Here is a 26,558-nt window from a genome sequence, read left to right as displayed (position 1 = left end):
ATTGCAACGAAAACGTTTTCGAAATCGCCGAAAACGTTTTCGTTAGTATAATAACAAACTTTATTTTCATCAATTTCAGTAACTATGAAACCTGTAACACTCAAAGAGATAGCTGAAAAATTAGATATTTCAATAACTACAGTATCCAAAGCTTTAAAAGATTATAAAGATGTGAGTCCAAAAACAAAGGCTCTAGTAAAAGAACTTGCTACAACTCTTAACTATCGGCCCAATGCCTTTGCTGTAAACCTTCGAACTAAAGAATCTAAAACCATAGGACTTATAATTCCCGAAGTAGTACACCACTTTTTTTCTAGTGTTATTAAAGGAATTTTAAATCAAGCCGAAAAAAAAGGATATCTCGTCATTATTCTTCAATCAAACGAATCTTACGAACTAGAAAAAAAACAAATTGAACTATTACTAAATAAAAATGTAGATGGTGTTTTAATATCCTTAGCAAATGAAACAGCAGATTTTAAACATATAAATAAATTTTTATCAAATGATAAACCTCTTGTCATGTTTGACAAGATTGCCAAACTTGTTAATTGTTCTAAAGTTATTATCGATGATAGAAAAGCTGCTTATACGGCAACGAAGCATTTAATAGAAACAGGTTGCAAGAATATAGCCCACTTTAGAGGTCCCTTATTGCCTCAGAATTCCATTGATAGATTTTTGGGATATAAAAAAGCACTAGAGGACTATAATTTAAAATATGACCCTTCTTTAGTATTTATATGCGAAAATACCAGTTTTGAAGATGGGTCTAAATTTGCTGCGGAAATAGTAAAAAACCATCCTAATGTTGATGGCATTTTTATAAATACTGACATGGTAGCCATTGGTGCTATTACCCAATTGAGAAGCCTTGGTATAGATGTTCCCAACCAAATCTCAGTCGTTGGATTTAGCAATTGGTTTATGTCTTCTGCAATTACTCCTTCACTTACCACAATCAATCAACCTGGATATGAAATGGGAAAGGAATCCTTTAAGAGGCTCTACAAAGAGCTAAACGCTATTAAGAAAAAAAAACCTCTAAGTACCAAGACAATTACCTTAGAAACATCTCTTGTAAAAAGAAACTCGACAAAGAATAATTAAATTACCATATCTTAATCCGCTCTTCAACAGATTTGTAATTCGAGTCTCCCGGCTGCACATTAAACGCATCATAAAATGGAGTGCTGTTCATCAATGGTCCATTAACTCTCCAAATTGCTGGCGAATGCGAATTGGTATTGATATACGTACGTAAAAATTCGTCACGGGTTTTTACCCTCCAAATTCTAGCAATGGACATAAAAAAACGTTGGTCCGGTGAATAGCCACCTATTTTAGTTGTATCCTGACCTTGCTTTGTCAATTTAAAGGCATCGTAAGCAATTGATATTCCTCCATTATCGGCAACGTTCTCCCCTACTGTAGTAGCTCCATTTATGTGTAAACTATCTAAAACGGTAAACTCACCATACCTGTCAATTATTAATTGAGTCTTTGCTTTAAAGTTTTTTAAATCATCGTCAGTCCACCAGTTTTTAACATTTCCGTCTTTATCAAATTGAGCACCTCTATCATCAAAGGCGTGTGTAAATTCGTGGCCAATTACCATCCCAATTCCGCCATAATTTACAGCATCGTCTGCATTGACATCAAAATATGGGAATTGTAAAATACCCGCTGGGAATACAATTTCGTTGAGCGAAGCGTTGTAATAAGCCGTCACCGTTGATGGCGTTGTTCCCCATCTATCTTTATCTGGCGCTTTATTAAGTTGAGCCGCCATATAATCAAAATCATTGCGTTCTAATTTGAGTACATTTTCAAAATACTGGTCGCGATTGATTTCTACATCGTATTCTCGCCAAACATCTGGGTAGCCTATTTTTTTTGTAATTGCGTATAATTTTTCCTTCGCTTTTACTTTTGTACTGTCGCTCATCCAATCCAGATTATCCATTCTAGCTTCAAACGCCTTTTGAAAATTATTCACTAACTCCAATGCTCGCTTTTTTGCCTCTTCATTAAAATGCTGCTTGGTGTATAATTGCCCTAATGCAAAACCTAACAAACCATCAACTTGCTTCACCATTGCCTGCTCGCGCGTTTGCTGTTTTGATTGGCCCGTAAGTGCTTTTGAATATTCAAACGAAGCTTCCTCAAAGGGTTTGCTCAAGTAATCCGCATAATAAGAAAGCGTGCTTGCTTTTAAATAGGTTTTCCAGTCCTGCAATGGAATTTCTCCTACCATTTTATCTAGCGCATCATAATACGCAGGTTGCTTCATATCAACCGAATCTACTGCCAAGCCCAACGTTTCAAATTGTAAATCCCATTGTAGATTGGGATGCATTTCCTTGATTTGCCCTAGGCTATATTTATTGTAATTCTCTTCTATTTTGCGGCGTTCTACGCGGGTTTTATGAGCTTCTGCAAGTTTTTTTTCAATAGTGTAAACTATATTGGCCTTTTGAGATGGGTCAGCTTCATTGGTTAATTCCAATAACGTAGAAAGATACTCTTTATAGGCTTTTTGAATCGCCACCGTTTCGTCATCTGTACCAAAATAATAATCTCTATCTGGCAGACCAAGTCCCGCTTGCACAGCATGCATAATGTTAAGTTGACTATTTTCTTGATCTGCTGAAATATAAAGTCCAATAATTGACGCGTGTCCATTTTTCTGTTCTTCGGAAACGAGGCGCATCAAACTAGGCGCATCGTTGATTTTTTCAATTTTGTCGAGCATGGGTTTGATAGGTTCAAAACCACGCTTGTTGATTTGAACGGTATCCATCCCCGAAGCATAAAAGTCTCCCAGTTTTTGCTCGATGCTGCCTTTGGTGTGTTCACCCGCTGCTGCATTTTCCAAAATATCTTCCAGCAATTCTCGCTGCGGAATATTCAAAAACATATAAGACCCTACTCCCACTTGATCATCAGCAATCACGGCATTATCATACCATTGTTTATTTACATGCGCAAAAAAATTATCGCCCGGTTTAATGTTTTGAGAAATTCCATCAAACTCTGGAACTTTGGGTTGTTCTTCTTGTTTTTGCTCTTCTTTGCAAGCAACAAATACTAGTACAAAGATGGCGAGGTACGTTAAATGTTTCATTCTTCGGAAATATTAAAGGTTGGAGTTATTCAGTTTCATTGTACCATAAAGGTATCGATAAACTTTGGAAGTTAAATTTCCGAAGTAAAAATAATGCTGGTATTACACTCAATCCAAAATTTCATAAGTAACACTAAGCTTTCGTAGTGCCCTCAAAGCTGATCCGGAATTTTTATCCTCAACTTCAATATCAACCGCGTCTCCCTCCAATAAGATTTCTGTTAGTTCATTAGCTAAGGATTCATTGATACTGGTTGAAATTTCGGCAATGCAATTGGATATGGTTCTTTTATCGGGTCTTTGGGCATCGCAGGATAGTAAGTTTAATTTCATGGTTTTTGTTTCTCGCAATATAGGGAGATATTGATTTATTAACCTTTATAAGGCTCCTTATTTACTTAATTTAAAAGATAGTTATAGTTCTAAATTGAATGAGTTTTTGAGATATTCTATTGAAGAATATACATCTTAATTGAATTGCTAAAGTTCATTTTTCACCACTATATTTTCCGTCATCGTTTGAAATCGTAAAATATAATTTGTAAGAAATTTCTTAAATTTTAACACAAAAACTTTTTTTATTTACACTTTATCGATGTAAATTGCACTTAATAGAACATAAACATACATTAAAATACCGTGCGATATTGCCCCCAATTTAAACTTAGTTTTTATGACTACTAACTTAAAACTCAAACTGACCACCCTATTATTGATTATTACTACAACCCTTATTGCCCAAAAGAAGAATGAGCAGTACATTATTAGTGAAGATATTAGTATAACAAAATATCATGATTTAGAGCAACTCGAGGAAATGCCAAAAGGTAAACTCCTTGAATTATACAATAGACGTATAGAAATTATAATTAAAATTTTACCAAATATTGCTTTTGCTACAAAACCCGGCGTGACTATGACTACGCTAGGGATACCTGATACCAAAGGTAATAGAAAAGCATTGCAAGATAATATTGAGGCTACAACCACTTATTTTGATAATACAGTAGAATTTCAAAAAATAATACTACCCTATTCAGATAGATCAAGCCTTATAAGAGCCATCTTATTTTATGAAGATACTTTAAAGGCATTGCATACGTACGATCAATTTGACTAGAAAATTCGCTTGCTTGATATTTTGATTACCAATAAAATATATCAAGAAAAATTCAACCACTTAAAAGGAATTCAGTTAAAAACAACTCATATGAAAACAAAACTACCCTTTCTCATTGTTCTCCTCTTTTTCATTTCGTTTTTTGCCACTTCGCAACAAGAAAAAGGAATTTACGGTACTGAAAATTGGCTTGAAATCTGGACAGATTTTAAACCAGAAGATTCTAAGTTTAATTCTCCAACGCGTATTCTTTCTGGAAGAATCACAAAGGACACCAAGCTTTCTAAAAGAGAAACATACCTTCTATCTGGAAATGTATTTGTTACTGACAGCACCACGTTGACCATTGAAGCTGGAACGGTAATTCTTGGAGATTACAAATCAAAAGGTTCTCTTGTTATAAATAATGGGTCCACTATAATTGCTGAAGGTACACAAACAGATCCTATAATTTTTACTTCAAATAGAGATTTGAAAAAGCCTGGAGACTGGGGAGGAATCTTCATTCTTGGCGATGCGCCTGTAAATAAAATAGGAGATTCATGGATTTTGGATGTGGGACTAAAACCTTCAGATCCATCTATTATGCTCTATGGTGGTGCCAATAATGAAAGTGGTTCCGGAATTCTAAAATATGTGCGTATTGAATATGCCGGAAAAAGAACTAAGGATAATGGATACTATAGTGGTTTAACATTGGCAGGAGTTGGAGATAATACATTTATTGAAAATGTGATGATTAGTTATAGTCAAGGTAATTCTCTAAATGTTATTGGAGGTGAATTAAAACTAGATAATTTTATATCGTTTAGGTCAAGGAAGAATGACTTAATATTTAATTACGGTGCACAAGTTAAAATAGCAAACTCACTTGTTGTAAAATCTCCCTTTTATTCCGCTTCTACAGGTGATAGTAGTATTTATTTAGCGAACTATGATGATGTTGAAGAGACTGATATAACTAAAAAATCTACCCACCTTAATGCAACAAATCTAACCTTGATGGTATTAACCGATGATTTAAATAATGCTATTGATATAGGTTTAGTAAATGAAGCACTCTATGTAAAAGAAGGTGCAACATTTTCTATTGAAAAGAGTGTGTTTTCTGGTTTCAATCCTGCAGTTGTGATAGATTCAAAAATATTTATCAACGACGATAACTTAAAGCAAATGAAATTCAGTAACATGTATTTCAATAACTGTAGAGGGAATATTTTCCTGGAGAACAATACCAACAACGATGATCTTGAATATTGGTATGGTAATGCAATATTTCAAAATGTATATTCAAAAAGTTCAGACAAGGAAACATTCATAGAATCCAATGAGCTAAGTAATCCAGACTTCAGATTACGAATAAATAAAATAATTGCTATCAATCTACCTGACGAAGATTAAAGAAAATTAATCTAAAGCAATACTACTTACATCTTTAAAATTTCGCATACGCATGAATATTTACATGAAATCCCCTTTGCATGGAAAAAATTACTCACTTAAAATTCTACATATCATTACTTAGCATTTTCCTACTTTTATTACAAAGTACTACAAATGCTCAAGTTGTAATTGGAGCACCTTCACTTCAATTCACGCAGGCATGTGCCAATGAATCTTTCAATTCATATACTATAAATTTTGTTTACAGTCCTGAAAATGGTTTAGGAAGCGACAACACATTTATTGTAGAAATGTCCAATGAAAACGGAGATTTTGAAACTCCAACAGTGGTTTACACATCACAACCTGGCGCCATTAATGCGTCGCCCGTGATAATTGATTTTTCAATACCTACAAATACGAGTGGTGAGAATTATAAAATTAGAATTAAATCTACAGAGCCTCAAGGACAAAGTGCCAATTCACAAAGTTTTCCTGCCTATTATAAAATTCAGGATAGTCCTTTTACCATTAATGGACTTAATGATACTGCATTTTATTGCCAAGGCGGTGGTTATCTTTTAACCATAGATAATCCTGGAGAGAATGGTAATGTGTCCCCACTTAACTATCCTTGGCTAACGTATAAATGGTACAAAGTAATCACTCCTACTACCTCAACTCTCGTAGGGCAATCTCCTTCGCTACTTGTTGAACAGGAAGGAACCTATTTTGTAGAAACAAATTATGGAAGTTGTACCTCAAACTCTTTTTCAAATAGAGTAACTGTTGTGCCCGCATCAAATGGAGAACCTGTAATTGCTACAATCACTTCGAGTTTAGGGAATCCCTTTTGTGCTGAAAACGGCATGACACAATTAAGTACTATAGAAGGTAATAGTCATATTTGGTATAGAGATGGAACTATAATACCTGGAGCGAATGCTTCAACCTATTTGACAGATGTATCAGGCGAATATTCTGTGCGAGTAGATTTTGGAAATTGTGAAGCGTTTGGAAGCATTAATTTAGAAACTGGAGATTTTTTCAGTGAACTAGATATTCCGGTAAATAATACAATGGAATTAGGCGAGACGTTACAGGTTTCAGTAACAACATCGGCGATAAATCCTGTTTTTCAATGGATTTTAAATGATGAAACTATTGATGGTGCCATTGGGTCTAGCTTTGACGCAACTCAATTTGGTAATTATCGGGTTCTTATAATTCAATCAGAAGGCTGCTCTTTAATCCAAGAGTTAAATTTTAAAATAGAAGAATTCGTAAATCTTTTCCCTGAAGTTGAAAACATTCCGAATATAGTGAGCCCCAATGGTGACAGCATAAACGATACTTGGATTATCCCTACTCAATATGTAAGTGGAACCAATACTCGTGTTACAATTTTCTCAAATCGTGGTGAAATTGTTTTTGAAACCAATGATTATGAAAACAATTGGCCAATTGACCAATTGGGTTCCGTAGGAACAAATCAAATATTCTATTACGTGATAGTTCCGCAAGGCAATGAACCCAAAAAAGGCTCAATAACCATATTAAAATAAGGTGAAGAAATTTTTAATTTTCATATCGTTATTGATTTGTTTCTCGCAATTCACCTATTCTCAAGAAGAGAATGGTGTGTTAGCGCTTGACTTACCTGTAAGGAATTCATTGACTTTTAATAGGTTTTTAGTGAACCCAACCTTCAGTTTTGTTCGTGAACAAAATAAGTTCATCAACATAACAAATAAAAGAGAACTGTTACAAATAGACGATGCTCCTCAAACATACGTATTTGGGTATTCAGGAAGGTTTGCAGAAAATGTTGGTGCTGGTATTAGTGTATTTCAAGAAACTAATGGAGTCTTAACAACATTTGGCGGTATTTTAAATCTAGCGTACAATGTAAGATTTGAAGAAGAAAGCAATTTAACCTTTGGAATAAACATAGGAGCTTATAAAAGTGGAATAAATGGAGACAAAGTGGTTACAAATTTTAATGAACCTCTATTGAATACCATACCATCAAACTTTTTGATAACAGTAAATCCAGCATTAAATTATGGTACGGGATACATTGATTTTGGAGTATCACTTAATAATATTGTCACCTATAATTTTACAACTTCAGCCTTAATAGAAGACAATCCAGAACAAGGTATTCAAGGACATCTCATGTACACGGGATACACGGGAGGTTATGGTTTCTTTGGCGAAAGTAAGTTCACTGCTTTAGGTAGAGCGGAGTTCTTTAAAAATGCTAATATATATTCAGCTTCAATGATGCTTACAGTTCCAAAAGGAGTTTGGGCACAAGCTGGCTATAACACTACTTATGGCGCTTCGGCTGGACTTGGTATCAACATTACCTCTCAAATTGCTATTGAATATAATTATGAACGCGCATTTTCCGGCTTGTCAAATCTAGGTGCTGCCCACGAAATTACATTGGCGTATAAATTTAAAAACTACAACTACTACGATTATAGTAGAGATGATGAAGTTGCAGGTCTCTTTTCTTTAGAAAAAAGTACGAAGAAAAAGAAGAAGAAAACAACGGTGGCTAAAGCCGAAACGGAACCGGTCATTGAAAATCAAAATTCAGATTTAAAAATTTTGAAAGATGAAACTGAAAGAATCGCCTCCGAAGAAAAAATCGTAGTAAAAGAAGAACAAGCAATTAAAATTTCCGAAGAAGAACAAAAAACAGAAGTAGAAGAAGAGAACAAAATTGAAATAGAGCAAGAAACAAGAATAGCTGAAGAAGAAAAGATAAATACCGAAACTGAAGAAGCAAAAAAGATAGCTCAAGAAAAACAAGCTTTAACAGAAGCCGAAGAAGCTAAGAAGATAGCTGAAGAAGAAAGAATAAAAACTGAAGCGGAAAAAGCAAAGCGAATTGCTGAAGAAAGACAAGCTATCATTAAAGCAGAACAAGCCGCGATAATAGCTGAAGAAGGAAGAAAAAAAGAAGCTGCCGAAGAAGCAATAAGGATAGCGAAAGAAGAACAAGCTAGAGTTGAAGCAGAGGAATTGGCCCAATTAGCAGCACCAGCATCAGTTGAAAAACCAACAGATCCAGTTGGAGAATCAATGAATTTATTAAGAGAACAGGCTGCAGCTGCAACAATTAAACAAACAGATTTATTGAATGAGTTACAAGAAGCCGTTACGATTAAACAAAATGATTTAAGAGACCTTAAAGAAGAAAATGATTTAAGTGAACAAGGAATTTTTGTTACACCAAAACCTTTTAAAAGTATATCTGCTGAGAATCAGAATATTGAAAATATACGAATCGCACTTGATACAATAATTCTAGAGCAAAGCAAGAAAATAGATAGAATTGAGTCACTTTTAAAAATTAGAACTAAAAAGGTCAAGGATAAAAATGACCCGACAAACGAATATTATAGAACAACAATTGCTGAGCTAAAAGAAGTGCAGCAGAGGTCTAAAAGATTCCGTGAATCTATGGTTTCATCGCTTGAAAGTATTTCGGCTGCAACTGCATTTGAAAGAAAGAGACGCATTAAAAAAGCCGGTTACGATAATGATAAAGACCGATATCAACAAGATAGAATAGCGTTGAATATACTTCGAAATAGTGTAAGTCCTAATAATAAACCATTAACAACCGAAGATTTTGATTTTGGTGTTGAGCGAACTAATAGCATTCAAATACTTAAAAATGTTCAGAATACTGAAAGTGCGTATTATTTAGTATTAGCAACGCACGATACTAAAGAAGCAAGAGATTCCTTTTTAGAAAAAGTAATAGCCTCTGGATACAATGAAATTGATTTTTTCTATGATGTAACAACAACAAGATATTATATCTATTATAAAAAATTTGAAACCATCGAAGAAGCTAAAAGCACACAGACTTACTTAAACGGAAGTCCTTATGCTGATAAAGCTTCCATCGTAAAAATTGAAAACTAATGTAAAAAATTAATCCTCTCCCCCACGATTATAAGAGGAAGTGTCACTAACAAAAAACAAACCATCATGACAAAACCTACTCTTAAAGAAAAAGCCGTCCTCTTTATAGTATTGCTTTTAAGTTTATCTAGTATTGCCCAAAATTTTGTGCCATTTGACAGCGCAAATGCGTATGATAATGATTTAAAAGGTGATATCCTTCTTATAGGAAATAACATTTTAGGACCGGACAATAATCCTTTTAATGATAATTCGGTGTATAATTCCAACGTCGATATGCGGTATATCGATATTGATGGTGACCCCTCTACGTTTAGTTCTTCCAGTGCCGATTTGACAATCCCGAATCCAAATTGTTATGAAATAAAATATGCTGCACTTTATTGGGGCGCTGTTGAGCGCGAGGAAAATCAAACTACATTTAATACTGTAAAGTTTAAAGGGCCGTCTGGAGGGTATCAAGACATTACAGGGACTGTAATTTATGATAGATACACAGATGGTGGAGGTTCTATCCAAGGTAGTTTTCCATATGCGTGCTTTGCAGACGTGACAAACATTGTTACGAGTTTAGCCACAGATTTGGGCACGTATACGGTAGCAAATGTAAATTCTCAAGAAGGTTTTAATGGAGGAACCGGTCAATCTGCTGGATGGTCACTTTTCGTAGTTTTTGAAGACCCTACATTACCAGGAAAGTCAATTACAAGTTATAATGGTTTCAGTATAATAAAAGGAAATCCAGATCCGGTGGGTGTAGATTTTGATATTTCAGGATTTAGAACTGTGCCTTCCCCTACTCCTGTAAGAGCAAATTTTGCATTTGCAGTTTTAGAGGGCGATTCTCCTATACTCAACGATCAACTAAGACTTAACGGAACTCCTATGTCTACAACAGATCGTCCAGTTAGTAATTTTTTTAATAGTTCTGTTACACAATTAAACGCACAACCAGTTGACAATAGAGTTCCAAACAGTACAAATACATTAGGTTTTGATACGGGTATTTTAGCGATTCCCAATCCCGGTAATACTATAATAGCGAATGATGCGACCACTGCAAATATTGAATTGACCACTAGCGGGGATACTTATTTCCCCTACTTTTTTGCAATGGCTGTTGAAATTATTGAACCTGATATCGCTCTAACTAAAATTGTTGAAGATGAACTCGGAAATAACATTGGTAATCAAATTGTAGATTTAGGACAGGAATTAAATTACATAATAGGTTTTCAAAATGTGGGTAATGATAATGCCACTAATTTTACTATTAGAGATATTTTACCCATAAATGTAATTTTTGATTATCCAACTGGGTTAACATTACCCACTGGTGTATCTGTTGCTAGTTATGATGTTGCTTCTCGTGAGATTGTTTTTTCCATTGAAAATTATTTAGTTGAAGAAAATGATCCTGTTTATGAAATTAGAATAGAAGCACAAGTAGTGGAAGCATGTCAAGATTTAGATGACGCTTGTTCAAATATTATTACAAATCAAGCTTTTGCAACATATCAAGGAACACTTAATACAACCTTTTTAATAACTGACGACCCTAGCTACAGTCAAAATACTGGATGTTTAATTACCCCGCAAGCAACTAATTTCTTAGCAAATCTCGACTGTGAGTTTACTCAAAATGAAATTCTTTGCGGTGATGAGATTACTTTGACTGCGGCAGATGGATATGATACATATTCTTGGTCTACGAGCCCTACAGGTACGCCAGTAATTGGAACGACACAATCCATTGTAGTTACGGCGACAGGAACATATTATTCTTTTAATACGGCTTTAGCTCCTTGCCAATCTATCGTTCAGGAATATGTTGTGTCATTATACGGCGGTACAATTCCTAATCCAGTAATACCTTTTGCAGATGAGGTAGTGACTTGCCCTAATGATGGAAAATTATTACCTAATATTTTCTTATGCGGGCTTGACGATTTTAGAGATATTTTGACAGACATTGATGGTGCTACTTCGGTAATTTGGGAGAAGCTAGATGAAACAAGTTGTACAGCTATTCCAGATATTGATTGTGCTAATGAAAATCCAGGATGTACTTGGGACGAAGTGGCAACCGGTCCAAATTATACTGCTAATGAGGGCGGTCAATTCAGACTTACTATTAATTATGAAGGAGGGTGTTTCAATCAATTTTATTTCAATGTTTATCAAAATTTACTAAATCCATCAGTAAGCGTTGAAGATATTATATGTGACACTCCGGGAAGAATTACTGTTCATAACGTGCCAAGTGGTTATGAATACAGCCTTGACGGAACTAACTACCAATCTAGTAATGTTTTTACGATAACGGTAGCAGGAATCTATACTGTTTATATTAGACAAGTTGGTGTTCCAACAAATGCGTGCGTATTTACAGTGCCCGATGTTTTGGTGAGGGAGAGAGATTTCACAATATCTAGTATTGTAGAACAGCCTCTCTGTTATGGCGATAAAGGAAATATTTATCTCGCAGCGAATGATGCAGAACCACAATATTATTTTTCTATTTATTTAGGAGCTACATTAGTAAACAGCGTAGGTCCTATTGTTGAAAACAATTATGCATTTGAAAACCTCAACCCAGGCACTTATACAGTAAATATAGAAACTGAGGACGGATGTACCGCGACAGAAGAAATCGAAATCATTGAACCACCGCTCTTGACCTTAACAGCGGCAATTACAAGACCGCTTACCTGTACTGATGGGGAAATCACAGTGTATCCTCAAGGAGGAACCGCTCCGTATTTTTACTTTGTTAATAATAGTACTGTATTTCAAACAAACCCTGAGGTTGTTGTCACAACTCCAGGTGTTTATAACATTACAGTAGTAGACGCCAATAACTGTTCAGCTGAAACGAGTATAACAATAGAGGCGATTCTAGCTCCGGAGTTTACTATAGAAAAAACGGATATCGTTTGTGCGAGTAACGACGACAATGGTACTATAACGATTCAAGTTTCGAATCCAAATGGAAACAGTCTCGAATACAGTATTGATGGCGGATTTAATTTTAGTAATTCACCATTATTTACAGGGCTTTCCGCTGGAAACTACTTTGTTACGGTACGATATACAATAGGCCCTGCTGTTTGTACATCAGATATTCAAAATATTACAATTGAAACTGTAACACCCATTGATGGAACTGCAGTTTTAGTAGCGCCTTATACTTGTATTTCCACAGGAACAATAGAGGCTATAAATGTTTCTGGTGGAACCCCACCTTATCAATATAGTATAGATGGTATAAACTACCAATCATCACCAACCTTCACTGGCTTAACACCAGGTAACTATAGCATTACCATTAAAGATGCGAACGATTGTACATTCATTACCAATGAAGTTGAAATTCTACCATTAGATCCACCAATAGATTTAATGTTTACCAATACCCCAGTAACATGTCCTACAAATACAGTTACAATAAGTATTGTTGGAACTACCGGCGGAGTTACTCCTTTAGAATATCAAATAATTGCCCCAGCATCTGCAGCAACACCATATCAAACATCAACAGATTTTTCAGATTTAGCACCGGATATTTATACATTTCAAGTAAAGGATGTAAACGATTGTACGTATACCGAAGATTATGCTGTAGCACCAATAGCTCCAATTTCAATAATTGCTGAAACGCTCAACAATGTCACATGTTTTGGAGATGCTACTGGTTCGGTTCAGTTTACGGTTTCGGGAACCACATCTTTTAATTACACTTTAAATGGTGGCTTACCAATAATTGGAACATCACCAATTATACTAACTAATTTGAGTGCTGGTAATTACACAATCGTAGTTACAGATTTAAATACCACATGTCAAGCAACTACAACTGCTACAATTGAAGCACCCTCAAACCCATTGACCGTTACCGTTGATGTGAGTCCAATTTCATGTATTGAAACAGGTAGCGTTGTCATTAACGCCACAGGTGGTTGGGGAGGTAATATTTATACGTTAACGCTTCCGGACACTACAATTTTACCTGCACAATCTTCAAATATTTTTACAGGTTTAACGCAAAGCGGAAACTACACAGTAACCGTTCAAGACAGCAATGGATGTATTGTTACCGAAAATTTTGATCTCGTTATTCCAAATGCTCCTGAAGCAACCATAACTATTGATTCAGATTTATGTTATGATTCATCTAACGGTGCAACAATTGAAGTTGAAGTAACTGCGGGAGAAGCCCCCTTTGAATTTAGTATCAATGGAGGTCCATTTCAGAATAGTAATATATTTTCTGGGTTAATTCCTGGAACCTATACAATCACTGTTCGAGATTCTTTTGGTTGCGAATTAACACTTCCTTCCCAAACAGTGGAATCACAAATACTTGTTGACGCTATCTTAACTAAAACTTTAGACTGTACAACTTCGCCAGATGCTATAATAACTGGTACGATTACTGGTGGATTGTCACCTTTCGGCTACGCTGTATCCATTAATGGAGGAGCATTCAATTCATTGGGAGCAACAGGAACACCGTTTACATATTCAACTGCAACTTCAGGAAGTTATCAATTTGAAATTACCGATGCTTTAGGATGTACCGCTACTTCACCAATTATAATTATACATCCAATTACATTACCTGCAATAGATTTTGTTGCTCAAACACAACAAATATTATGCAACGGCGATGAAAATGGAGCAATTAATATTACAATTGACCCAACCGTAGGTACTCCCCCATTTGTAATTAATGTTAATAATGACACGACAAACACAAACTACGGAAATCAAACCGCCGGACTACCCGCTGGTGCTTATACAATAACCGTTACTGATGCAAATGAGTGCGTTGCAACCGAAATTGTAACCATTGATGAGCCAGATCCCATAATTGTAGACTACGAAGCGTTTCCAATTGAATGTGATCCTTCTGGCGGCATATCTCAGGGATCGATTGTGATTAACAGTGTTGTAGGAGGAATTCCACCGTATAATTATTTTGTAACGGGCACAAATGGATATGCAAATTCAGAACTAAATGCTACAGGATCAACATCTGTAAGTTTTGATGTTGTTGATTTTGGATTGTATGAAATAAATGTGGTGGACTCAAATGGTTGTTCCGTATTATTTCAGGATGTGTTAGTAGCTTCACAGCCCACAGACCTAGATATTACGGTAGACCCAACGGTTGACTGTGCATTGGGAGGTCAAGTTGTAGTTAGCGTTAGCTCTGCTCTTGGTAGTATGGGACCATTTTGGTTTAGTATTTACGAAGGTCCTGGTACAGTATATCCCAATCCACCTGGTTCTTGGATTCCAGAAAATCCACCGGGAAGCCAATCAACAATTTTTAACGATACAAACTCAACATTGATTCCAGGTGTCACATATACTTTTATAGTCTATGACACGTCTACAAACTGTAGTTATTACGAATCTGCAGGAATACCCATTCCAACTAATTCAACATTAACAGCAACTGCAGTAAGCGCTAATAATATTTCATGTACGGGCAACGATGATGGTAACGTTTCATTTACTGTCAATAACATTTATACAACACCGGTAACAATTGATTATGAAATTTTTGATTCATTATCAACGAGCCCTATCGGAATCTCTGGGACGGGAATCGTTCCTGCAGGAGGCTCTTTAGCTGTAAATGATTTGGGACCTATTCCCTTCGGAAATTATTTTGTCTTGATTGAAGAAACCGTAGGACCTAACGCGGGTTGTGGTGTAGTAACTGCACCATTCAACATTACCGAATCTGCGATTCTCTTAAGTCTATCCGCTTCCGTAGACCAAAACGCAAACTGTAATCCTGACTCAGGTGTTATTATTGCCGTGGCTCAAAACGGAACACCTCCGTATGCATATCAATTAACAACCACTGCTGCACCCCCAATCGCAACAGACCCATTATGGAACACAGCAAGTGTTTTTAATGTCAATGCAGGAAATTATTTTGTGCATGCACTTGATGCTTACGGTTGTATTGTTTCAAGCCCAGTTCAAGTTGTACCAATGGATCCTACTCCAGTAATTGTAGCCACTACTACAAATGAATGTACAGCTATTGAAGGTCAATTTGAAATTGAAGTAGCATTAATTACTACAGGAATACCACCGTATAGTTTTAGTATTGATGGAGGAGCATTTCAGACACAAACCCCTCCATTTACAGTATCTAACCTTTCTTCAGGAACTCACACAGTAGAGGTAACCGATTTTTATGGCTGCGGAAACGTAACAACAATAAACATTCTACCACCAATAGGAATCACACCTACGGTTACAGCGTTACCAAGCTGTAATGATGATGATGGACAAATTGAAGTAAATGCAACAGGAGGCTCTGGAAACTACGCATATTCAATCGCACCAAATCCACCATCTATAACGCTTACAGGAGCTATTTTCTCAGGGGTACCTTCAGGAACATATACTGTGACAATCACAGATATTGACACCATGTGTACACAAGATGCAATAATAACACTTGAAAATGCCACACCAGTTACTTTCAGCACTCAGGTAAATCCTGTGAGTTGCAACGGAGCTAGCGATGGAACTATAACCGTAGTTTTAGAACCGGGAAATGATAATCCAATTTACACCTATGAAATTATTGCTCCAATTATAATTCCAGCGCAAACAAGTAATATTTTTAATGGATTACCGGCAGATACTTATACTGTGCTAGTTACATCGGGAAGAAACTGCGAGTTGGAAATGGACGTAACCATTGATGAACCTACCTTACTGGAAGTAAACGCAACTGCAACCCAATTTAGTTGCAATAGCGACAATACAGTTTCAACTGCCACTATAATTATTAATGAGACGGGCGGAACACCAAACTACACTTACAGTATAAATGGAATTAATTATTTCAACACAAATATTTTTGAAATCATAGATACTGGCTTAGCGCAAACTATCACTGTGTATGTTCGAGATACCAATGGTTGTATTGCAACGAGCATAATTACTATTGAGCCATTGATATCAATTATTGCTACAGATGTACTTATCGGAAATCCTATTGATTGTAATGGTACAGGAAGTGTTACCATAGAGGTAACTGGTGGTTCGGGAAACTTCAATTATCAGATGTTACCAAATGGAACTCCGCAGGTTTCAAATGTATTTGACATTCCTGGGCCAGGCACGTATTATTTCCAAGTAAATGATCTTGACACTAATTGTTATGTCCTTACAGACCCTTTTATCGTTACTCCTTATGACGAAATTGACGCACTTCTAGAAGCGACAAATGATAACGATTGTTTTGGAGACAATAATGGTGAATTGTCACTTACTATTAATAATTACTTTGGTGCGTATACATATCAGGTTTTTGATAGTGCCGGAACACCCATAGGTATGGTAGTCACAGCAAATACCGCTATAAATCCGGAAATAATTACGGGATTGCCTTCTGGAAATTATTACGTTGATATTCAAGAAACTGAAACACCATTCTGTACAACGACCTCTAATTCGGCAACGATTGGAACACCTTCTGCAGTTTTAGAACTCATTATTTCAGAAACATCAAATGTTACGTGTACTAATTCAGAAGGAACCATTACTGCCATTGCTTCGGGTGGAACTAATCCGTATGAATTTGAATTAACTGGAGATGCTACGGTGGCATATTCAAGCAATAATGTGTTTTCTAATCTTTCAGCAGGAACCTATACGGTAAATGTAAGAGATATAAATGGATGTATAGATTCAGAAACCATAACTCTGGAAGAACCCAACCCTATCACAGCTGATTTTGTTGCAGATGCTACAAACTTACTTTGTTTTGGAGACCAAACTGCGACTATTACAGTTGAGAATGTTACCGGTGGACAGGGAAGTAACTTTACGTACACGTTGAATTCGATTGTTCCTTTAGCAGGGGATTCTGGACCTCAAACTTCAAATATATTTGAAGGATTAGGGGCTGGTACTTACACCGTAACTATTACAGATAGTTACGATTGTTTATACGTATCTCCGCTGCCTATTGTTATAGATCAACCTACTCCTGTGGTTGCAGATTTAGTTGCCGCCTCAACTGCTACATGTTTAACGAGCCCTTCGTTAACACTAAGCGCGATGGGTGGGACTGGTATCTATGAATATAGCGCAAATGAAAATTTTAATCCTGTATTAGGAACATTCACAGATAATATAACTATTAGCGTCACAGAAGGAGTTTATAGTTATTATGTACGAGATATTAATGGATGTATTTCAAATGTTTCAAACGAAATAACTTTTGATCCGCTACCTGAATTAGAGATAAACTTAGTTTCAGAAAATCCAGAAATAAATTGTGCTGGAGATAACACCGGAACTATAGAGGCAACCGCCCAAGGTGGTCTGGGAGATTATGTGTACATCCTTCAAGATACAAATGGCACTACAATTCCTGCTACTCAAAATAGTCCTGGAATATTTACTGAACTCGTCGCTGGAATGTATAGAGTTTTTGTAACGAGTGGTGATTGTGAAGAAATTTCAGAAGACATTGAAATCACAGAACCTGACACTGCTTTAGAAACTACTTTTGAAATTGAAAACATTTCTTGCTATGGAGAAAACGATGGTCGTTTAATAATTTTAGCTAGTGGAGGAACCGGCATTATTAAATATGCGATCTCACCCCAACTAAATCAATTTTTTGACACACCTATTTTTGAAAACCTAGCTCCTGGAATGTATGACGTAATCGTTCAAGACGAACTAGGATGCTTTGTGACATTTAATTTCGAAATTACACAGCCACCGCAGGTTATTGCAGGCCTTATAGATAATACGACTATCCCAGTAATTTGTGAAGGTGATGCAAATGGAGCATTTAGTATTGAAATTCAAGGAGGTACGCCTCCATATAGCGTAAGCATAAATGATTATAATGGCCCATATACTACAGGTGATATAGACCAAACAGATTTTGATTTTACAAACTTAGGAGGTGGAAACCACACAGTATTCGTTAAAGATGCAAATGGCTGTGAAAGCGAATGGCTTATTAGTTTTCCAGATGCGGTCTTCATTAATCCCATAGTTGAAGTGGATTATCAATGTGAGGACAATCAAACAGTTGCAATAGTAACTGTAAACATTGATGATAGTGTTGATCCGTCATTATTGACGTATACTCTAAACGACGGGCCACCTCAAGCAAGCAATATATTTACAAACCTACCCCCTGGCGAAAATTATTTTATCACTGTTGAACACGCAAATGGATGTGTGGTAATGACAGACTTCTTTGATATCAATGAAGTTGAAGGACTTACACTGGTTTTAAACAATGATGAGGTAAATATTATAGAAGCTATCGTTACAGGAGGTACGGGTATTTATGAGTTTACTTTCAATGAAATTAATACTGGTTCTATCAATACCTATGAAATTCAACAAACAGGTACCTATGTGATAGTTGTTACGGATAGCAGTGGATGTACTGCTACAGCGAGAATCACTTTAGATTTAATTGAAATTTGTATTCCTAATTATTTCTCTCCTAATGGAGATGGCATTATGGATTATTGGGCTCCTGAATGTGTAGAAAAATATCCAAATCTCATGTTTTCCATCTTTGACCGCTATGGAAGAAAAGTAGCAATGCTAAGAACCGGAGAAAAATGGGATGGTCGCTATAAAGGTACCGAGCTTCCTACTGGCGATTATTGGTTTGTTATAAGAACTGGAAGATCAAATGAAAAAGAATACGTAGGACATTTTACGCTCTATCGATAATTAAGTTTCCCCAAAATCTATCAATGTTAATTAAAGCAAATCCTATGAAAAATTCTATAAAATTACTAATACTGATATTTGCATTTCAAACACAAGCACAAGAACTTAACTTACCGGTTTTTACACAATATTTAGCTGATAATGATTATGTTGTGTCCCCTACTTTTGCTGGAATTGGCGATAATTTTAGAATAAGAGCTAATGGACTTATGCAATGGGTGGGCATTACTAATGCGCCTCAAAACCAAGCCATTTATGCAGATATTCGAGCTGCATATCGTTCTGGTGTGGGTGTTTCTGCATATAATGATCGTAACGGAAATACACGCCAACAAGGTTTGAAATTGTCCTATGCTCATCACTTAACGCTTGATTATAAATCAAGACAATATTTATCTCTTGGTTTATCTTATAATCTTAACAGTTTCAGGATTGAAATTGAAAACTTTAACGGCACATTTGAAAATCCAATAGTAGACCCAACGATTACTGACGATAGATCTGTATTGAACAATAATTTTGACGTAGGTGCTCTGTACCGGTTTAAAGATGCTTGGTTAAGTATTAATGCAAACAATATATTAGGAAAGGACATTGATAATTTTGAAGGCATCGAGCCTAATTCCTTGCTAAATATTCAAGGATATGCCGGTTACGTTTTTAAAAGTAAAGGATATTCTCAATTTGAACCTTCTGTGTATTATCAATTGTACACGAGTGACCAAAGATCAAGTACGGATATTAATTTGAAGTATAGAAAATTTAATAATAGAAATGACTTTTATTGGATTGGTGGTTCTTACCGCTTTTTGAATGACCAAATCATGCAACCTTTAAATATTGGACCTATGGTTGGGCTTAAAAAAGGAGTTTTCTATTTTGCGTATGCCTATCAAATAACATTGAACGAACTATCTACTTTTAACACAGGAACGCATGCAGTGACTATTGGATTTGATTTCTTGCAAGAACTGAGTGAATGTGAGTGTACAGAAGGAAAGTACAAACAAGGAAATAAATTATTCCAATAAATTCTTTTGCACTTTCCTTGAGCCTTTAAGAATAATAAATTTAGTTTCATTTTTAGCTGAAGGGTCTTTCAGATTTTAAAATGATTTTAAATGAGAATACTATGATTTAGATGTTTTAGATTTCCGAAGAAACCATAAATAACAAAGAGCGTAACACATTTCATATTACGCTCTTTTGATTAAGACATTCAATGTTATCCTCTGTCGTCTTTGCTCTCTCGAGAACCTCTTTTTCCCCTTTTTCCTTTGTGTTCTTTGCGGTATGCTTTAAGTTCCTCAAAGCTCAAAAGACCATCTTTACTGGTGTCAATTGTATCCCATTTATTTATAAATCGCTTTTCCATTTTTGAGCCTTTTAGCTCCTCTTTACTCAACATACTATCGTTATTGGTGTCAAGTTTAGCAATTCTATCTTTCATTTTTATTTTTTGTTTCTGCTCTCCATCTTGAGCAAATACAGAAGCCGAAATCGTTAAACACAAAGCAATCGTCGCAATTTTAATTTTTTGAATATTCATAACTTTTAATTTTAAGTGATACATTTTTTGCAGATAATTCAGGGCACATGCCAAAAACTACTGCATTCACTTATTCAGACTTCAAATGATTTAAAAGGTTTAATGAACGCTGTAAAATAATTTAAGTAAGTTCTAATTTATAGCCCACTCCATGGACGTTTACGATTTTAATGGCCTCATCCTCTTGCAGTTTTTTTCTAAGTTTAGAAATATACGTATCAAGACTGCGCCCCACAATGACGCCATTATCTTCCCAAATACGTTTTGTCAATTCCTCTCTTGTTACAATCTGGTTGGGTTTTGCTACGAGTATTTCAAGTAATTCGCATTCCTTTTGCGTTAACGGGATTTCCTGAGAAGCCTTGACGAGTTTGAGTTGCTGCGGATAAAAATTGAATATTCCCAAGGATGTTGAAGTGGCGTCCATTTCTATTTTCTGAAATGAAGTATACCTACTATAAAAAACAAACCCCAAAAACAAAAGCACCAATAGTACTAAAAAGTAAAATAAGTATTCATTTCCAGTGGATTTACTAATTAAATTTTGATTGAAAAAAGTAAACTCTATCATATAACAATCCGTTGGCACCAAACGGCCACCGCACGAAATCAAATTTTTCTCAACCTCTTTATTAATTTGATAACTGTAGGCAACTTCTTTATTGTCACACCTAATTACTTCAACTAAGTAATTCGCTCGTATCTGTGCATTTTCAAAAGTCGAGGAAACAATTTTGTTTAAATCGGCTGGATCAAAAGTCAACTCATTTTCAAAAGAAAGTTCAAATTTTGATTTGTTCAAAGCAATAACCGGCATCACCACCGATGTTGAATCTTTTTGAAATAATAACAATTGATTGCCCACTTGCCTCAGTATCACTTTGGTCGTAGCCGCATTAATTTGTGGTTGTTCATTTGTTGAACACGCAACTATAAGCAACGCAATGAGAAAGCTAAAAGTGAGCCTACTTAAATGGAGATTTCTAAACATAGTGTTGCAAATTTCGGAGTTATGATTGACATTTTACACTCGTTGACACTTCTTTTACATTCTTTTCACACTTTTAAAATAGTGTCCGTCTAGTTTTACATCAAACAAAAATCATTAAAGCAAACTTTATGAAAAATCTACTTTTAGCACTCACATTAAGTATCACTGCAATCTCTTTTGCACAAACCGAAACATACACCCTCAACACTGGAAAAAGCATCATCAATTGGAAAGGCTATTACATGTTTAAAATTGCTGAGCACATTGGCGAAGTAAAATTTAAATCAGGGCAACTCATTTCGCAAAGCGGAAATATAACAGGTGGAAGCTTTGTTATTGATATGAACACCATAGACAATGAAGATAATCGCGAAAGAGGCCATGGCCCGGTCAGACATTTAAAGGATACAGACTTTTTTAATGTGCCTAAATATCCAGAAGCAGCACTAAAAATAACTAAAGTAGAATATTTCAGAGATGACAACTCACATAAATTTTATGCTGATTTGACCATCAAAGGAATTACGAAACCTATCTATTTTATTGCGTTTGTTGATGATGTAACAAAACAGATAAAAACAAAATTTAAAATCGACCGGACAGTTTGGGGAATCAACTATAACAATAACTTAAAGGATGACTCAATCTCTGATGCCATTGAGTTTGATGTACATTTACAATTCTAAAAAACGAAATCAATGATACGATTTATAATATTAATAATGCTAACAATAGCATCACTCATTGTAAATGCACAAGAATCTAAAGTTGAAAATATTCTCCTTACACCGCAAGATTGGGGTCATGAGCATTTTACGTTTCCTATTGGTTTTGCACGAGAAATCCCATTGGAAGGAATTGAAGAAGCTGTCTTCCCAAAAGGTTGGGGAAACGTTGACAGTCCAGAATTTTGGTCGTACGCTTTTGTTTGGGAGGTAGATGCGAATACACCACTCACGTCCTTTCAGTTTGAGGAATATCTTCAGATTTACTTTGATGGTTTGATGAATATCCGAGACTTGAAAAATGGCGCAGATATTCTTCCCACAAACGCATTATTTATTGAAACCTCTAAAATCAAAAACATCACAAATTTCAGAGGAAAAATAAGAATGTACGAAGGGCGCTACACAAAGAAAATGACGAATTTAAATGTTTTGGCAACACAACAATTTTGTGAACAAGAACAAAAATCGAGTATTATTTTTCGTTTTTCACCAACCAATTTTACTGTTGAAATTTGGCGAACTCTAAATAATGTAACTTATAAAAACAATGGCTGTGAACATTAAAAAAAAATCAATATTTAAGTTCCTCAAACTGCTGCACTAACTCTGTATAACGCTTCTTTGCTTCGTCGCCAGGCAATTGGTCTGCGCCACTAATCATGTACAATAAATAACCCACTTGAGAAATGTACATTTCCTGTGGATAAGCACCCTCCGCGTTTTTAAGTTGGCTTAATTTACTTTGTATTTCAGCTAATTTAGAAGCATTGCTTCCATCCTCAAGTACTGTTTCTTGTTGTTCTAAGTTGGATTGTAATTTTCTGGCTTCAGATAATAAATCGATTACTTTGCGTTGCATCGTTTGCTGTTCTTTTAGGTCGGCTTCGGTAACACCTAAAATAGCATTCCTTGGATCCATGATAATTTCAAAAAGCTGCTCAACAACTTTTCCTCCTGCTTTCAATCGCACAATATAATTGCCCGGTGCTACAATTGGACCATTTTTGTAACGATTTTTCAACTCAGGTGCCCACGCTCCCTTTTCTCTCAAATTCCAATTAAACCTATGCATTCCTGGCTTCGACACCAATTTTTTATCGATATATCTAAAAATATCACTCAAATTCATATCCTCCACTTCCTTGGTTTCTGCAACACCTTCTTGTTCTTCAATTTCTCTATCTTCAGTATCATCATTCATGCTTTCACTAACAATAGCAGCTTTTTTAAGAGCTGTGCTATCGCTTAAAATTGTTATTACGACCTTTCTGTTTTCATCAAGGATTTCTAATTGAATACTTCCGTTATACGATTCGGGAATATAGTAATCAATGATAACGCTGGTGGGCGGGTATTTTGAATAGTCCACTCCCCTTGCACTAGGATAACGATAGCGTATGGTATTGTCTGGTTTGAACAAAACAACGTCATTACCAAGTATTGAAATTTCGGTTTGACGCAAAGAAGTAATATTATCTAAAATCCAAAAACCTCTTCCCATGGTGCTCAAAATTAAATCACCTCTAAAAATCTTTATATCTGTGATTGGCGATACGGGTAAGTTTTGCTGAAATTTTTGCCAATTTACCCCGTCGTTAAACGAAATGAACACTCCAGATTCGGTTCCTGCGTACAATAAACCTTCTCTCACAGGGTCTTCGCGCAACACACGAGTAACAAATGTTGGTGGAATTCCATTGGTACCATCCGTTAATAATTGCCAGGAATTTCCGAAGTCATCCGTGACATACAAATAAGGTTTTGTGTCGCCCAATAAATGTCTATCGACAGCGATATAAGCTTTCGCGGCATCAAATTGTGAGGGTTCAATAGACTCCACACGCCCACCTTTGGGTAAATTTGCAGGGGTTACATTTTTCCAAGTTGCGCCGCCATCGCGCGTGATAGAAACAACGCCATCATTTGAGCCTGTCCAAATCGTGCCCTGCATCACAGGCGATTCACGTATAGAATATAAGGTGCTGTAATACTCCTCGCCCGTAATATCGCGCGTTATAGGACTTCCCGAAATTACCTGTTTGTCAGCCTCAAATGCCGTTAAATCTGGCGAAATCGTCTCCCATGTAAGACCGTCGTTTACCGTCTTATGCAAAAATTGCGAGCCGTGATATACGACATTTGGGTTATGCGGAGATACATGGATGGGCGCCACACGCTGAAAACGGTATTTTAAATCTTTCGGGTTGTGTCCATAAATGTTGGATGCCCCTACATAATAGCTTTTTTCAGTTCCTGATCGCTTGTCAAAAACACCAAAACGCCCTTTGCAATTAGCATAAACCACATTGTGATTTCCAGGTTTGGGAACAGCCGGACCTGTCTCGCAACCTCCCGTATTGATAAGCCATCCCGTACTTGCATCCTGCACACCGGTGGGCGGAAAACTAGGCACCGCAATGGTTGTTGAGTTGTCCTGTTGCCCAGCATATAACCAATACGGATATTGGTCATCAACTTCTACTTGGTATAATTCGGCGGTTGGTTGATTAAATTGTGTTGACCAGGTTTCGCCCCCATTGTGACTTACATTTGCACCACCGTCATTGCATTGAATGAGTAATTGTGGATTGTTTGGATTCAACCAAATATCATGATTATCGCCATGTGGAACGCTCATTCTATTCCATGTTTTACCACCATCAATCGATTTTAATAATGGGTTAGCATTCGAGTAAATAATATCTGGATTTGTAGGGTCGAGTTCAATATTTGTATAATAGAAAGGTCTGTTTATAAGACCTTTATCATTTGATAACTGAATAAATGATTTACCTTGGTCTTCACTTTTATAAAGTCCACCTTCATCGCCGGGAGCTTCAATAACTGCATATAAAATATCTTTATCAACTGCGGAAACGGCAAGGTCAATTTTACCTATCAATCCTTGAGGTAAACCGTTATTTAATTTTTCCCAATCTTTCCCACCATTTTTAGATTTGTAGATTCCGCCTTCGTCACTTTCTCCTCCCGAAATGATATCCCAAGGAGTACGCTGCGCTTTCCAAGCTGCTGCATACACTATGTTTGGTTTCTTCGGAATAAATTCTAAATCTGAAAATCCCACCGTATCTGAAATATACAGCACCTTTTCCCAAGTATCACCGCCGTTAATTGTTTTATAAATACCACGCTCTTCATTAGCTCTAAACGCATTACCAATAGCAGCGACCCAAACTATGTTATCATCTTTTGGGTCAATTTCTACCGCCCCAATTTGACCTACGTTGTCCAAACCAATATGTTTCCAACTCTTGCCTCCATCCACAGATTTATACACTCCGTTTCCAGCAATCACATTGCTACGAAGGCCATCTGAGCCTGTACCCACATAAATAACATTTGGATTTTCTACTGAAACTTCAATAGCACCAATGGATGGAGTTTCAAAAAAACCATCTGAAATATTATTCCAAGTTGTCCCATAATCTTCTGTTTTCCAAACACCACCTCCGGTTGCTCCCAAATAAAATGTATTTGGCAACGAAGGAACTCCAGTTACCGTAGTCACACGTCCACCCCTTTCTGGGCCTACGGTGCGGTATTGTAATGAAGAAAAATCTTGGGCAAAAATGAATGAAGTAGTTGCTATAAACAACAATGTAATAATAGCGTTTAGTGAGATTTTCATAGAATTGAAGTGAAATTAGCTTTTTTATAAAGTTATGAAAATTTGAGGATAGTTTTTGATAGGTTGTTTTAATTTAATTTTAAAATTAATTAGAAAAAATATCCTGTAAAATTGTATTTGTTTATGATGACAGCAGAAACTAATTAACAATTTAATAAGTAAATTGTTTTTAAAGTTTAAGCATTGCTTTAGAAATGGAATTAAAAACAAAGAAAAATTTTCAATATATATAAGTTCACAATAAGGGACAGAGGATTGTTTAATTAAATAATCAAAAGCACTATTTTTTTAAATTTATTATATTTGAGAA

Annotated in this window: 14 protein-coding genes; 9 read left to right on the top strand and 5 right to left on the bottom strand. The window is 35.9% G+C overall.

The window, feature by feature from the left end; genetic code table 11:
- Positions 1–84: 84 nt before the first annotated feature.
- Positions 85–1,110, top strand: coding sequence for a LacI family DNA-binding transcriptional regulator (locus ACSHW7_RS06320; protein ID WP_435678487.1), 1,026 nt, complete (start codon positions 85–87; stop codon positions 1,108–1,110).
- Between the two features lies 1 nt (position 1,111).
- On the opposite strand, the gene ACSHW7_RS06315 is transcribed toward ACSHW7_RS06320, so the two are convergent.
- Together ACSHW7_RS06315 and ACSHW7_RS06310 are read right to left on the bottom strand one after the other, a co-directional pair.
- Positions 1,112–3,127 carry a M13 family metallopeptidase gene (locus ACSHW7_RS06315; protein WP_435678486.1) on the bottom strand — a complete coding sequence of 672 codons (2,016 nt, stop codon included), beginning with the start codon at positions 3,125–3,127 and terminating at the stop codon, positions 1,112–1,114.
- 108 nt (positions 3,128–3,235) lie between these two features.
- The gene (locus tag ACSHW7_RS06310) at positions 3,236–3,460 is read right to left on the bottom strand and encodes a hypothetical protein (protein ID WP_435678485.1); all 225 of its coding nucleotides are present in this window, start codon (positions 3,458–3,460) and stop codon (positions 3,236–3,238) included.
- A gap of 340 nt (positions 3,461–3,800) precedes the next feature.
- Here ACSHW7_RS06310 and ACSHW7_RS06305 point away from each other — a divergent pair, with 340 nt between their 5' ends.
- The 6 genes from ACSHW7_RS06305 to ACSHW7_RS06280 all read left to right on the top strand — a co-directional run bounded on the left by ACSHW7_RS06305 (position 3,801) and on the right by ACSHW7_RS06280 (position 20,362).
- Entirely contained in the window at positions 3,801–4,247 is a 447-nt protein-coding gene (locus tag ACSHW7_RS06305; protein WP_435678484.1) for a hypothetical protein, read from the top strand.
- A gap of 90 nt (positions 4,248–4,337) precedes the next feature.
- Complete coding sequence (locus tag ACSHW7_RS06300) at positions 4,338–5,648, top strand: hypothetical protein (RefSeq protein WP_435678483.1); 1,311 nt, start codon at positions 4,338–4,340, stop codon at positions 5,646–5,648.
- Positions 5,649–5,728: 80 nt separating this feature from the next.
- A complete protein-coding gene (locus tag ACSHW7_RS06295; RefSeq protein WP_435678482.1) occupies positions 5,729–7,195 on the top strand; it encodes a gliding motility-associated C-terminal domain-containing protein in 1,467 nt (488 codons plus the stop codon).
- A gap of 1 nt (position 7,196) precedes the next feature.
- Complete coding sequence (locus ACSHW7_RS06290) at positions 7,197–9,578, top strand: PorP/SprF family type IX secretion system membrane protein (RefSeq protein ID WP_435678481.1); 2,382 nt, start codon at positions 7,197–7,199, stop codon at positions 9,576–9,578.
- A 66-nt stretch (positions 9,579–9,644) separates the two neighbouring features.
- Complete coding sequence (locus ACSHW7_RS06285; RefSeq protein ID WP_435678480.1) at positions 9,645–19,331, top strand: T9SS type B sorting domain-containing protein; 9,687 nt, start codon at positions 9,645–9,647, stop codon at positions 19,329–19,331.
- Positions 19,332–19,375: 44 nt separating this feature from the next.
- Complete coding sequence (locus tag ACSHW7_RS06280) at positions 19,376–20,362, top strand: PorP/SprF family type IX secretion system membrane protein (protein ID WP_435678479.1); 987 nt, start codon at positions 19,376–19,378, stop codon at positions 20,360–20,362.
- Between the two features lie 194 nt (positions 20,363–20,556).
- On the opposite strand, the gene ACSHW7_RS06275 is transcribed toward ACSHW7_RS06280, so the two are convergent.
- Positions 20,557–20,880 (bottom strand): hypothetical protein, encoded by a 324-nt coding sequence (locus ACSHW7_RS06275; protein WP_435678478.1) that lies wholly within the window; start codon positions 20,878–20,880, stop codon positions 20,557–20,559.
- 121 nt (positions 20,881–21,001) lie between these two features.
- Positions 21,002–21,871 carry a winged helix-turn-helix domain-containing protein gene (locus ACSHW7_RS06270; RefSeq protein WP_435678477.1) on the bottom strand — a complete coding sequence of 290 codons (870 nt, stop codon included), beginning with the start codon at positions 21,869–21,871 and terminating at the stop codon, positions 21,002–21,004.
- Between the two features lie 128 nt (positions 21,872–21,999).
- On the opposite strand from ACSHW7_RS06270, the gene ACSHW7_RS06265 reads away from it, so the two are divergent.
- The gene (locus ACSHW7_RS06265; protein WP_435678476.1) at positions 22,000–22,557 is read left to right on the top strand and encodes a YceI family protein; all 558 of its coding nucleotides are present in this window, start codon (positions 22,000–22,002) and stop codon (positions 22,555–22,557) included.
- Between the two features lie 12 nt (positions 22,558–22,569).
- A complete protein-coding gene (locus ACSHW7_RS06260; RefSeq protein ID WP_435678475.1) occupies positions 22,570–23,163 on the top strand; it encodes a hypothetical protein in 594 nt (197 codons plus the stop codon).
- 7 nt (positions 23,164–23,170) lie between these two features.
- On the opposite strand, the gene ACSHW7_RS06255 is transcribed toward ACSHW7_RS06260, so the two are convergent.
- Positions 23,171–26,248 (bottom strand): WD40/YVTN/BNR-like repeat-containing protein, encoded by a 3,078-nt coding sequence (locus tag ACSHW7_RS06255; protein WP_435678474.1) that lies wholly within the window; start codon positions 26,246–26,248, stop codon positions 23,171–23,173.
- Positions 26,249–26,558: the final 310 nt, after the last annotated feature.

This window comes from Patiriisocius sp. (genome assembly GCF_051252435.1).
Classification (GTDB): Bacteria; Bacteroidota; Bacteroidia; order Flavobacteriales; family Flavobacteriaceae; genus Patiriisocius.
This window is presented reverse-complemented; position numbering and strand designations above follow the sequence as displayed.